The 12,036-nt window shown below is 38.5% G+C and carries 12 protein-coding genes and 1 riboswitch; of the genes, 8 read left to right on the top strand and 4 right to left on the bottom strand.

Translation table 11 applies throughout. The features are described from left to right. Positions 1-120: 120 nt before the first annotated feature. The 8 genes from F9B85_RS02490 (at position 121) to F9B85_RS02455 (ending at position 9,327) form a co-directional block, all read left to right on the top strand. Positions 121-486, top strand: a complete 366-nt coding sequence (locus tag F9B85_RS02490; RefSeq protein ID WP_151618123.1) for a response regulator transcription factor — start codon at positions 121-123, stop codon at positions 484-486. A 4-nt stretch (positions 487-490) separates the two neighbouring features. Next, positions 491-1,126, top strand: a complete 636-nt coding sequence (locus F9B85_RS02485; protein ID WP_151618121.1) for a chemotaxis protein CheC — start codon at positions 491-493, stop codon at positions 1,124-1,126. Next, positions 1,119-2,723, top strand: coding sequence for an ATP-binding protein (locus F9B85_RS02480; RefSeq protein WP_151618119.1), 1,605 nt, complete (start codon positions 1,119-1,121; stop codon positions 2,721-2,723). The genes F9B85_RS02485 and F9B85_RS02480 overlap by 8 nt, the downstream gene beginning before the upstream one ends. Before the next feature lie 6 nt (positions 2,724-2,729). Then, entirely contained in the window at positions 2,730-4,088 is a 1,359-nt protein-coding gene (locus F9B85_RS02475; RefSeq protein WP_151618117.1) for a CheR family methyltransferase, read from the top strand. Positions 4,089-4,091: 3 nt separating this feature from the next. Further along, positions 4,092-5,096 carry a chemotaxis protein CheW gene (locus tag F9B85_RS02470; protein ID WP_151618116.1) on the top strand — a complete coding sequence of 335 codons (1,005 nt, stop codon included), beginning with the start codon at positions 4,092-4,094 and terminating at the stop codon, positions 5,094-5,096. Positions 5,097-5,262: 166 nt separating this feature from the next. Next, entirely contained in the window at positions 5,263-6,582 is a 1,320-nt protein-coding gene (locus tag F9B85_RS02465; protein ID WP_170270110.1) for a methyl-accepting chemotaxis protein, read from the top strand. Between the two features lie 16 nt (positions 6,583-6,598). After that, on the top strand, positions 6,599-8,713 hold the full coding sequence (locus F9B85_RS02460; protein WP_151618112.1) for a hybrid sensor histidine kinase/response regulator: 2,115 nt from the start codon (positions 6,599-6,601) through the stop codon (positions 8,711-8,713). 26 nt (positions 8,714-8,739) lie between these two features. After that, positions 8,740-9,327, top strand: a complete 588-nt coding sequence (locus F9B85_RS02455; protein ID WP_170270108.1) for a CheB methylesterase domain-containing protein — start codon at positions 8,740-8,742, stop codon at positions 9,325-9,327. Positions 9,328-9,354: 27 nt separating this feature from the next. Here F9B85_RS02455 and thiH read toward each other — a convergent pair whose 3' ends face one another. The 4 genes from thiH to F9B85_RS02435 all read right to left on the bottom strand — a co-directional run bounded on the left by thiH (position 9,355) and on the right by F9B85_RS02435 (position 12,029). Further along, a complete protein-coding gene (gene thiH, locus F9B85_RS02450) occupies positions 9,355-10,461 on the bottom strand; it encodes a 2-iminoacetate synthase ThiH (RefSeq protein ID WP_151618108.1) in 1,107 nt (368 codons plus the stop codon). A 24-nt stretch (positions 10,462-10,485) separates the two neighbouring features. Further along, positions 10,486-11,253 (bottom strand): thiazole synthase, encoded by a 768-nt coding sequence (locus tag F9B85_RS02445; protein ID WP_151618106.1) that lies wholly within the window; start codon positions 11,251-11,253, stop codon positions 10,486-10,488. Positions 11,254-11,255: 2 nt separating this feature from the next. Then, on the bottom strand, positions 11,256-11,456 hold the full coding sequence (gene thiS, locus F9B85_RS02440) for a sulfur carrier protein ThiS (RefSeq protein WP_151618104.1): 201 nt from the start codon (positions 11,454-11,456) through the stop codon (positions 11,256-11,258). Between the two features lie 65 nt (positions 11,457-11,521). Beyond that, positions 11,522-11,630: riboswitch (TPP riboswitch) on the bottom strand. A 93-nt stretch (positions 11,631-11,723) separates the two neighbouring features. Beyond that, entirely contained in the window at positions 11,724-12,029 is a 306-nt protein-coding gene (locus tag F9B85_RS02435) for a hypothetical protein (RefSeq protein WP_151618102.1), read from the bottom strand. Positions 12,030-12,036: the final 7 nt, after the last annotated feature.

The raw sequence follows: 12,036 nt of genomic DNA, 5'->3' as shown, positions 1-12,036 counted from the left end.
CTTTTTTATTTAAACAAACAAAAAAATAACAACATAAATAGACAAGAGAAGGAACTAGGCTATTAAAAGAAGAATCATTAATATATTAATAAAGATAGGTCCATAAGCGAGGTAAGAGCTATGAAGATATTAATTGTTGATGACTCTCAAGTATATAGAACGCAACTTGTTCGATTTCTGAAAGAGTTATTGCCAGAAGCTGAATATATAACAGCTGGTGATGGTGTGGAAGGCTATTATACTTATTTGCGAGAAAGTCCTGATTTTGTTTTACTGGATTTGCTTATGCCAGGGATGACAGGTCAAGAAGTATTGAAAAAGATCAAAGAAGAAGACCCTTATCAACCAGTTATTATTTTAACAGCCGATGTTCAGAAGTTTGTAAAAGATGAAGTCATGGCCCTCGGTGCTCTTACCTTTTTACAAAAACCGATTACAAGAGAAAAAATTGCTGAGGTAGTGAAGATTATAAAGGGAGTTGCGTGAACCTATGCTTAACCCTCTTCAACAAGATGCGCTTAAAGAGTATATGAATGTTGTTATTGGGCAGGCAGGTCAAGTTCTTTCAGAGATGGTGAATCAGAAGGTTTACCTCGAAGTACCTGATGTGCAATTGTTACAAACACGCGATAGATTTATCTTACAAGAGCTAGTGGCCTCTATCTTAAAAGGTCATGTCGTCTCCTCATCCTTACGCTTTGGTGTAGAATGTAGTGGTCGTGCCAGACTGCTTTTTCCTGTAGAAAAAGGCAAAAAGCTCGTCAACCTTATGATTGGTGATGAAGAATTTTCCGATCATAGCACTAACGAAGCTGGTTTTTCTGATACTGACACAGATGCCATGAAAGAAATAGGCAACGTATTACTAAATGTGATAATCGGTAGCCTTGGCAATTTGTTAAGTACAAGAATAGAATATTCATTGCCAGAGATTGAATTTTTATTTGTTGAGGGTGTACGTCAAGATCCTTTTTTTCATCCAGGACACTATACACTCGTGCTTCGCAATACCTTTGTAGTCGGTGAAGAACGTATCGAAGGCGCTATCTTTGTAATGTTACAAATGGATTCTGCTACAAGGCTAATTGAGAAGATTGACGAAATGCTGGTGGACATCTATGAATGAATTACTGCTGCAAATCGTAAGCCAGGTTAATGTAGGAGTTCTTATTCTAGATAAAAGCTATAGAATTGCTATCTGGAATCAATGGCTTACCAATCTAACAGGCCGTAGAGAAGAAGAAGTACTTGGAGAAAAACTTATCGATCTCTATCCACGCTTTCAAAAGCCTATCTTCAGTTCTATCTTTGAAAATGCTTTTGAAGCTGGCCAGAATCGCTTTTTCTCTGGTGCTTTTCATCGTTACTTTATCGACCCCGTTGATGATCTAGCCAAAAAGTATGTTCGTCAAAATATGCTAGTACAGCCTTTACAGATAAACTCAGAAAAGTTTATTATGATTCAAATATTTGATATTACGCGACAACAATATCGTGTTGATGAGTTAAAAGTTTTGATTAGAGAGCTAAAAATTGCCAAAGAAGAATTGGAAGTTTCTAGAGAGATGGCTATCGTAGCTAATAAAGCCAAGTCTGAATTTTTAGCTAATATGTCTCATGAGATTCGTACTCCCATGAATGCAATCATGGGCTTTATTGATCTTACCTTAGAGACTGATCTCGATGCTGAGCAGAAAAACTATCAGATTATGGTAAGAGAAGCGGCGCACTCTTTAATGAATTTACTTGAAGAGATTCTTGATATCTCCAAGATAGAGTCCGGTCAGTTTTCCTTAGAACAAAAGCCTTTCGAGCTTACGTCTATAATAAAATCAGCTTTCGATCTCTTGTCTCTCAAAGCAAAAGATAAAGGATTGTCACAACGATTAACTATAGCACCACCTATAAGAGATCAGCTTATAGGTGACAGCAAAAGACTTAAGCAAATACTTATAAATATACTTAGCAACTCTATAAAATTTACCCCCAAAGGTGAAATTTCTTTGCTTGTAGAACAAGTAGAGGAAACAGAAGAATCGGTACAGTTACTTTTCAAGATTAGTGACACAGGCATAGGAATTGCTCCTAAAGATCAACCATGGGTCTTTGAGAAATTCTATCAAGTAGATGGTGCTTTAAATCGTTCTTATAGTGGCAGTGGTTTAGGATTAGCTATTGTAAAGCAACTGATTGAAACAATGGGTGGAAGAATCTGGTTACATTCCACAGTCGGCCAAGGGACCTCCTTCTTCTGCCAGTTACCCTTTAAGAAAGATAAAACGACAACATGTCATTCAATACAAGAAGTAATAAAACAAGAACACGTCAAAGACCATACTTTTCAAGCAAAAATATTACTTGTTGATGATGATCCCTTTAATCGCAAAATTGTAGGGGCTTGGTTGAAGAAATGGAATTATGATTATCAGGAATGTGAAAATGGATCAGAAGCTCTGGTTAAGATTCAAGAAGGCTATTATGATTTGATTTTGTTAGATCAACAAATGCCAGGCTTGCTCGGTACTGATGTGGTTCGTCAAATAAGGAAAGATCAGCAATATTCAACAGTTCCAGTAGTAGTCATGACTGCCAATGCTATGAAAGGTGATCGTGAACGCTTTCTTTCTAATGGCATGGACGATTACATATCCAAACCTTTTGGTGCTTCCGAGTTACAGGCAATCTTAAAGAAATGGATTCCTGATGAAAGAACAGGAGAATAAGTGATCATGGCAACGATAGAGGACCTTCAAAACCTGATTGCCATCAAATCAGGCCTTACTTTTTCACCATCTCAACTGAATACGATTCAAAATGCATTGAAGGAACGTATGAAGATTATAAAAATCTCATCATTAGAGACTTACTATGCCTTGCTTGCTTCGAATCATATAGATGGGGAAAAAGAGTGGAGCCAACTCTATCCTTTGATTACTACAGGTGAGAGTTATTTTTTTCGTGATAAAGGCCACTTTCAATTGCTTAGCAAACATGTCTTGCCACAGATAATTGAAAACAATAAAAATCAAAAAAAAATATCTCTCTGGAGCGCTGGTTGTTCAACAGGAGAAGAGCCTTATTCTTTAGCCATACTTGTTCGAGAAATTTTAGGCCCTAATCATGACTGGAAGGTTAAGATTATAGGCACAGACATTAATGAAGAAGCCTTGCAAAAAGCTCGAAGTGGCATTTACTCGGAATGGTCTTTTCGAAGCATTGATGAAAAGTATCTAAAAAAATTTTTCAAGCAAAAAGAACAGTGGCATCTTGATGAATCAATTCGTGACTCCCTGCGATTTGAGAAAGTCAATCTAATTGAAGATCTCTATCCCAACCCCTCGTTGGGCATTTACGATATAGATCTGATTGTCTGCCGCAATGTTTTTATTTATTTTCATGGGCAGGCTATTCAAAAGGTGTTAGATAAGTTTCACCAGACTCTTTCGCCTCAGGGGTACTTGTTGACAGGTCATGCTGAGATTCTTAGTGCCAATACTGAAGCCTTTCAAGTTGAGTTGTTTCCAGAAAGTCATATATGGAAGCGAAAAAATATTCTTCATCAAGGGACTAATAAGAAGAAAAAAAAGAAAGTGCCAGTCACAACAAGCCTACTTACCATGAAAGAGTTTAAGTTTCAACATACATTAAATGTTAACAATAAAAAAGAAGAAAAAAAGCCTCTTGCTACCTCGAAAGAGAGAGAGCAAGGGCTTTTAGATAAAGCTCGAGAAAAAGCGAATCATAAAAAACATGAAGAAGCTATTCAATATTCTCAAGAGCATCTGCAAAATAATCCTTTTGACGCCTCAGCTTACTACCTGCTTGGTCTAATCTACTTAGAACAAAATCAACAGTCAAAAGCGATGGAAGCTTTTCGAAAAGTCCTTTACTTATCACCTCATTATATTAATGCTTATATAGAAATAGGTTATATCTATGTAGAACAAGGGGAATTGAGAAAAGCTAGGAAGACTTGGGAACAAGCAATAGAGATGCTTACCAAAGCACCAGCTAATATAAAGTATGAAGGTGAAGCTTCTTTAGAAGACTTATTGCAAAGCTTAAAGACTCTGCTAGGAGATAGATAGGAGATGAAAAAGATCGAAAAAGATAATGCCTTTCTAATCATCTATATCAAGGAGCAACATTATGCCCTACCAGCAGATCAAGTCGGACAGATCGCGCCCTTGCCTATGTTCAGTCCTGCAGAAGAATATCCAGCTCACGTATTAGGATTGATCGATTGGCGTGGAAAGGTAATTCCCTTAATCGATCTCTCCCAATGTCTTGGACGAGATCCTCATCAGATTAGCAGTAGAGACAAAATTGTAATCTTACAGTGGCAGAACAACTGCTTAGCAATAGTAGCAGAAGCTGTGGAAGATATGTGTTACTATGAGGAAGAGATAAAAGAATTGCCTCTTCTACAAGAGCAATCTATGTTGCCTCCCATAGTAAAAGCTTTAATTCGTCACAAAGGCGAACTTATCTTTCTTCTAGAACTGAACTTACTAATGGACAAGTTAGTAGAAAATATCACAAATCAAGTGAAGAATAAGCCTCAGAATTGGACGATAGAAGAGCAAAAGGTTCTTACAGAGCGAGCTTTTTTATTATCACAAGATTTTACATATAAAGAGAATCAAGATCATGAGCATGTTGGTGTTGTTGTTCGTATAAGTAAAGAACTGTTTTGGTTTAACCTTAATCACGTGCAGGAATTTCTTAGCCAAGCAGAAATAGTCCCTATTCCATGTACACCAGAGCATGTAATGGGAGTAACTAATTTGCGTGGTCAGATTATAACAGTATTTGACTTACGTCCCTTTCTGGGACTAGAACGAAAAAAAAATCATCAAAACAAACTAGTACTTATTGCTTCAACTGAATTTCTCGGGGCTTTACATATTGATGCTATAATGGATTTAGTAACAATCAAAAAAGAAGAACTTTTACCTGTACCTACCGCATTGAGTACTGTTGCAAGTGAGTATGCCCGTGGTCATATTCCTTTTCGCAATAAATTTATGGCTACCGTATTAGATATAGAAGGAATCTTTCAAAGAGAAGAACTTGTTGTTTATGAGGAGATCTGATTAAGGAGGTAGGACCATGGCGAGTGTTTGGAAGTTTAGTTTGCGGAATAAAATTTTTATTAGCTTTTCCATACTTTTTCTCTTTCTGCTAGTTCTATTAAGTATAAATTTCATATACACAAATAAAAACATTGAGATGAGAAAAGTAGCATTAGAGGGAACTGCCATGTCGTCTTTTATGGCCGACTTAGAAAAAGCTCACTTGTACTGGGTAATTGAAGCGAAGAATTCACTCATTGACGGGAGAAGCTTTGAAGAGCAACTAGATCATCGAGTATGTCTATTAGGAGAATGGTATTACCATTTTATTACGACTGATGAATTTAAGAATAAGTCAGAAGAAGATAAAGCACTCTACCTGGCAATAGAAGAACCTCATCGCATGCTTCATCACTACGGTGCTGAATTTGCAGAGATTATCGCTAAAGGACCTTCGGCTAGAAATGAAGCCAACGTCTTCTTCTATGAAAAACTAAATCCTGAACTTGAAAAGACTTATCAATTGATCAACCAGATTAATCAAAAGTACACAGAAGAAGCTAAGACATTACAAGCTGAAGCAGAAGCCCATCATGAATTTAGTCAAATGATGGCTGTTGCTATAACGGCAGTAGCCTTAATTTTAGGTGTCTTGGTAGCCTTTACTTTATCCAATAGCATTGCTAGACCTGTTAGAGAAACTATTCAAACGATTGCCGTTACATCGGCCCAGGTAGCGGCATCTATGGAGCAAAACGAAAGAACTGCATTAGGTCAGGCTACATCAGTTGCAGAAATAACTTCAACAATGGAAGAGTTAAAAGCTTCTTCTGAACAAACATTTCAACAAGTCATCAAAATTGCTAAAAATGCTCGACAATCTTCGGAAGCGGCAGAAGAAGGGCTACTATCTGTAGAAGCCATGATTGAAGACATGGAAAGCTTGCGTTCAAAAGTAGACTCAATTGCTCATCAGATCTTAAACTTAAGTGAACAAATTAGCCAGATTGGCAACATTAGCTCAACAGTTAAAGAGCTAGCCGATCAAACGAACATGCTAGCTCTCAATGCGGCTGTAGAAGCTGTTCGCGCTGGAGAGCACGGCAAAGGTTTTTCTGTTGTATCAGCAGAGATTCGTAAACTTGCGGACCAAAGCAAAAAGGCCTCTCAACAGATCACAACAATAGTAGTGGAACTGCAAAAAGCCACTAACCAGACTGTTATGGTTACAGAAGAGGGAACAAAACAGATGGTTGCAACAGAATTTTTAACAAGCCAGAACGGTGAATCTTTCCGCTCTTTGCAAAAAAGTATGGAAGAAATATCGCAGTATATTGAACAAGTTTCTCTTAATCTAGAACAACAAAGCAATGCCGTATCTGGTGTTTCTTCAGCTATGGAAGATATTTCCCAGGGCACTAAAGAAACAGCCTCCTCAATTAGTGAAACCAAAGAAGGAATGGAAAATCTTCGTAAAGCAGGGATAACGCTCAAAGACACAGTATAGTGAGAAGGTGAGGTCCATGCAAATCATCGATGAGGAACTTCTACAAGTTTTTCAGGCCGAAGCGACAGAACGACTTGATCGTATGGAAAGAGCCCTTTTGAGCCTTGAGCAGAACCATAATGATAAAGGACTGATAGATGAGTTTTTTAGGGATGCCCACTCCTTAAAAGGGGTGGCTCGTCTTATCGAACAGAAAGAACTAGAAGACTTATCTCATCAACTTGAAGATGAATTTGATAAGATTAAATCAGGAAAAGTCCAGATAACAGAAGAAAAAGTAACGAGCTTAACAGAAATCCTTGATCAATTACGTTTTTTCGCTCAACAAGTTATAGAAGATCAGAAAAGAGAGCAAGAGCATCGTTCAGAAGAAGTTGATAGTCTATTCTCACAGGAGAGACTATCAACTTATAGTCAGTCCAATGAATTTCGATTTGAAACAGTTCGTGTAGAAACGGCCAAACTTGATAGCCTACTGCAACAAGCAGGTGAATTGGCCGTAGCTCAAGTAAGATTAAAAGAAAGGATTACTCATCTAGAGCATATTAAGTTGCAGTTTGAAGAATTTGCCAATAAAAAGTTGACTTATGGTTCAGAAAAAGAAGAAAAGGCAATGGCAAATAAGAAATTAGCACTTTGGAGTCAAGAGCTGAACGAAACCTATAAGCATTTAGACAATGACTGCGAACGTCTGAACTGGATCTCTCAGCAAATTGGCGATGAAGTTAGTCGTATGAGGCTCATGCCCCTCTCCTTTTTATTCGAACAATATCATAGAATGGTTCGTGATTTAGGGAAAAGTCAAAACAAGAAGATTAAATTGCGTACTGAAGGCGAAGATATTCTAGTTGACAAATTCATCATCGAACAATTGAAAGATCCTCTAATTCACCTTGTTCGTAATGCTATTGATCATGGCATAGAAAGTCCGGAAAAACGTTTAGAACAAGGTAAAGAAGCAGAAGCTACGTTACTTCTAAAAGCTAAGCAGACATCTACTCACGTCTTAATACAAGTTATAGATGATGGCAATGGTGTTAACGAAGAATGTGTTAGCTCTAAAGCTTTAGCTCTATCGCTTTACACCAAAGAAGAAATGGCCACTATGTCTAAACAGCAAATTCAAATGCTTATCTTTGAGACAGGCTTTAGTACCCGCGCTGATGTATCAAACCTATCGGGTCGTGGTATTGGATTAGATGTAGTAAAAAGTCGAATAGAGAGCTTAAAAGGCTCAATAAGCTTACAATCTGAAAGAGGCAAAGGATCGCTTTTTCAACTTCGCTTACCAGTCTCCTTAATGACAACATCGATTATAGTTGTCAGAGTAGGACCATACTACTATGGCATCCCTTCGGAAGATGTTACAGCATTACACTTTTTTCATGTTAACGATGTTTTTCATACAGAAGGACGGGAAGCTATTACTTATCAAGGAAAGCCCTTATCTATTAAAGCAATGCTTGATTTGTTAGAACTACCAGAAGAAAATCCTATAGAAACGAAGCAAATTGAACGTTATAGTGCCATTATTGTATCTAATGGTGAAGAAAAAGTAGCACTTGCAGTAGATGAATTTGTTACAGAGAGTCAAGTTATTGTAAAGCCTTTTTCTTCGCTCTTAAAAAGAATACGCAATGTTATGGGTGTAACTATTTTAGGAACAGGTATAACCTGTATAGTCCTCAATCCCTACGATATTGTTAAGTCTGTACAAAAAGAAAAAATCAAATCTTTCAACGTAAAAAAACCTAGTTCCGAAAAGAAAAGGAATCACATATTGCTAGTTGAAGACTCGATCACAACGAGAGTACAAGTTAAAAGAATATTAGAAAGTCAAGATTTTGTAGTAACAACAGCAGTAGATGGAGCTGAAGCTTGGCACTTATTACAAGAAAACTCTTTTCACGCCCTAGTTACAGATGTTGAAATGCCTAATATGGATGGATTTACGCTTACTGAAAAAATTAGAAAAAACAGCAAGCTAAATCAGATGCCCGTAGTTTTATTAACATCTCTAATAAAAGAAAGTGAGAAAAAGAAGGGCGTAACGGTTGGTGCCGATGCTTATCTGACTAAATCAACTTTTGATCAAGATGTATTGATAGGTACGCTCCATCGTTTGTTATAGTACCAACGAAAGGAGCACTTAATAAAGTGCAATTAAGCAGTCCCTCTATAATCGCTATCGGTGCATCTACAGGTGGACCTGTTGTTTTCTTAAATATTCTGCGTGCTTTACCGAAAAGATTTCCCGTACCAATTCTTGCTGTTCAGCATGTAGCCGATGGTTTTATAACTTCTTTTGTAGAATGGCTACAACCTAACTGCAAGATCAGAATAAAAATAGCCCAAGAAGGAGAAAAAATCCAGGCAGGCACAGTCTACTTTGCACCGGAAGACAAGCACTTACATGTTACTGCTAAAGGTATAATTCGAATTTCAACAGCACCTCCAATAGCAGGTCATCGACCTTCTATTGATGAGACTTTTAATTCTTTGCAAAAAAACTTTAGCCCTCATTGCTGGGCTTTTCTATTAACGGGTATGGGCAAAGATGGTGCAAAGGGTTTGAAAGCGCTTCGTGAAGAAGGTTGCTATACAGCTGTACAAGATCCTGCCTCATCAGTTATCTACGGTATGCCCGGAGAAGCTTTACGACTAAATGGCGCCGTGGAGATACTTCATCCAACAATAATGGTGGAAAGACTACTGGCACTTGCAGAAAAAAAGCCTACCTTTTGATAAAAAGGCAGGCTTTTTTTATATCTTTTATAAGTTGTGCCAATCTTGGAAAACGGGCTGGTAGCCTTGTTGAATCAACATCTGGCTAATTTCCTCTGTCGAACGTTCGTCAGATATGGTGAATTGCCCATCTTGAGCATCTTCATCAATGTGACCGCCTACAGCCGTATTAACTCCTGAGGAGAGCTTAGTGACACCTAAGGGAATAAGATTATCTCGTAAAGAAGCTGATTCTCTAGTGGAAAGAGTAATACCTAGTCGAGGCATGAAAAGTCGGAAAGCAAGGATGATCTGAACAAGATCACGATCTGACACTGGCGCTTGTGGTTGATAGCCCTCAGGTCCTGCTTTGATACGGGGTATAGAGATAGAAATCTCTGTGTCTAAGTAGCGATCTTGCAAATATTGAGCATGTAGGCCCGTGAAAAAGACTTCTGTTGGCCAGTGGTGCAATCCTAGCAATGTTCCAATGTTGACTCTTCTCATACCAGCTTGACAGCCACGCTCGGGAGCATCAAGTCGCCAGAGATAGTCTCGCTTTGGCCCTTTGGGATGAAGCTCTTCATAAGTACTTTCATCATAGACTTCTTGGTAAATGGTGAGTCCATCAACGCCATGATTAACTAATAGAGCATAATCATCGGTACTTAAGGCGTTGATCTCAATAGAGATAGAAGTGAAATGCTTATTGACGATATCTAATGCTTTAACAAGATACTGCAAAGGCTCCTGACCAGGGACATCGCCTGTTAAGAGTAAGACTTGCTTTAATCCTGTATGAGCAATAGCTTTTGCTTCGGCTTCAATCTCTTCAGGAGAAAGTCGCCGCCTATTTATACTTTCGTTCAGATGATTAAAGTTACAATATAGACATCGATTTACACAGAGGTTAGATAAATAGAGAGGTGTGTAGAGCTGAACAGTTCGTCCAAAATGTTGTATGGTAAGACGATTTGCTTTTTGAGCCATCTCTTCTAAAAAGCTTGACGCTGTAGGAGACAAAAGAGCCAAAAAGTCCTGAGCTTGCAGTCGATCTTTGCGTAAAATAGCCGCTACCTGTTGAGGTGTAACTTTCTGCAAAGACTCTATTAGAGCAAAATCTTTGTACTTTTGTAAGAGGGGATAAAAAGACATTTTAGTTCAATCCTCTACTACGTTTCAGTCTTGTAGGAAGCCTGTTAAAGGTGAGCTAGCACGAGCATAATCTACAGTCTGGCCTGGTTGGGCTAGAAAAGCTTGACGACCAGCTTGTACAGCCTGGCTGAAGGCTTTGGCCATTAGCAAAGGATCGCCTGCTGTAGCAATAGCTGTATTGACTAATACGGCCGCAGCGCCCATCTCCATAGCTTCCAAAGCTTCTGAAGGCTTACCTATGCCAGCGTCAACTATAATAGGTAAAGTGCATTCCTCGATTAGGATGCGAATTATTTCTTTTGTTTTTAGACCTCGATTAGTGCCAATAGGAGCACCGAGAGGCATGATTGCGGCGGCACCAGCTTTTTCAAGCGCTTTAGCGGCATAAAGATCGGGATGCATATAAGGTAGGACGACAAAACCTTCAGCAGACAGAATTTCCGTTGCTTTGATAGTTTCATTATTGTCAGGTAAAAGGTATTTGTTATCAGATATGACTTCAATCTTTATCCAGTTACCACAGCCACTAGCACGAGCTAAGCGTGCAATGCGAACGGCTTCCTCTGCTGTTCTAGCTCCAGAAGTATTAGGCATAAGGATAGTTTCTTTGGGGATATGGTTTAATACATTGTTTTGGCTATTTTTCAAGTCAACACGGCGTAAAGCTACCGTTACAACTTCTACACCAGTTTCTGCCATGATGTCTTTAATAATCGCTTCATTTGCAAATTTGCCACTACCAATAAAGAGACGATTTCTAATCTCCAAGTCACCAATGATCAACTTGTCCATGCTTAGCCACCTCCTACAAAGGTCAGTATTTCGATTTTGTCGCCTTCAATAAACTCAATTTTCTCCCAATCATCTTGATAAATAATAGTACCATTATACTCAATAATTAAGCCTTCCATAGGAAGTTCCTTTTCCTTAAGATAAGAGATCAAGGTAGTCCCTGTGGCTACTTCCACTTGCTCTCCATTAATAGTAACCGTCATAGTAGAAACTCCTTTCTGTAAAAAAAAGACTACGCCCGCAGGGTAGCCTTTTTATCGTGACCGTCTAATCACTCAAAATGCTTCCCTACGCTGGTACAACCCAGGTCAGGTTCAAAGAGTTGAGAAGGCTTCTTCTCTCTCAGCCGATCAAATACGGCACCCCTAGCAATCAATTATTATTAAATTCTGATCACCAGTTAAGCATAGACCAAGATAATAACATATCAAGAGTTTACTACTATCATAGCAAAACTGTAAAGGCTTAATTCAACTTTTTTTGTTATCTCGTATTGATTTAATAATGCCGTAGGATACACCAGTTATGAAAGCGACATAAATGCCCAGTTCTACGCCCTTTTTGAATCCTGGCCAACATAGACAATCAGCTTGCCAGAGCCCATAGATGCCGCCCCATAATACACCAGCGGCAATTAAGACAAAGCCTTTAAAGGTTTTATAGACCCGGGGTCGACCACAAAAAGCGTATTTAAAAGTTTCAACCGTTGTAAGAATAAGTACCGATAAGATGGTGAGAAGAAACTCACCATTTGTTGGTGTCATAGCCCAATCCATTTATTTC

The sequence above is a fragment of the Heliorestis acidaminivorans genome (genome assembly GCF_008933955.1).
Lineage (GTDB): Bacteria > Bacillota > Desulfitobacteriia > Heliobacteriales > Heliobacteriaceae > Heliorestis > Heliorestis acidaminivorans.
The sequence above is the reverse complement of the archived record's forward strand: the minus strand, read 5'-3'. Positions and strand labels throughout refer to the sequence as shown.

Coding starts and splice junctions, on each gene's coding strand:
- F9B85_RS02490 (WP_151618123.1), top strand. CDS start 121: ATGAAGATATTAATTGTTGATGACTCTCAAGTATATAGAACGCAACTT.
- F9B85_RS02485 (WP_151618121.1), top strand. CDS start 491: ATGCTTAACCCTCTTCAACAAGATGCGCTTAAAGAGTATATGAATGTT.
- F9B85_RS02480 (WP_151618119.1), top strand. CDS start 1,119: ATGAATGAATTACTGCTGCAAATCGTAAGCCAGGTTAATGTAGGAGTT.
- F9B85_RS02475 (WP_151618117.1), top strand. CDS start 2,730: ATGGCAACGATAGAGGACCTTCAAAACCTGATTGCCATCAAATCAGGC.
- F9B85_RS02470 (WP_151618116.1), top strand. CDS start 4,092: ATGAAAAAGATCGAAAAAGATAATGCCTTTCTAATCATCTATATCAAG.
- F9B85_RS02465 (WP_170270110.1), top strand. CDS start 5,263: ATGTCGTCTTTTATGGCCGACTTAGAAAAAGCTCACTTGTACTGGGTA.
- F9B85_RS02460 (WP_151618112.1), top strand. CDS start 6,599: ATGCAAATCATCGATGAGGAACTTCTACAAGTTTTTCAGGCCGAAGCG.
- thiH (WP_151618108.1), bottom strand. CDS start 10,461: ATGTCTTTTTATCCCCTCTTACAAAAGTACAAAGATTTTGCTCTAATA.
- F9B85_RS02445 (WP_151618106.1), bottom strand. CDS start 11,253: ATGGACAAGTTGATCATTGGTGACTTGGAGATTAGAAATCGTCTCTTT.
- thiS (WP_151618104.1), bottom strand. CDS start 11,456: ATGACGGTTACTATTAATGGAGAGCAAGTGGAAGTAGCCACAGGGACT.
- F9B85_RS02435 (WP_151618102.1), bottom strand. CDS start 12,029: ATGGATTGGGCTATGACACCAACAAATGGTGAGTTTCTTCTCACCATC.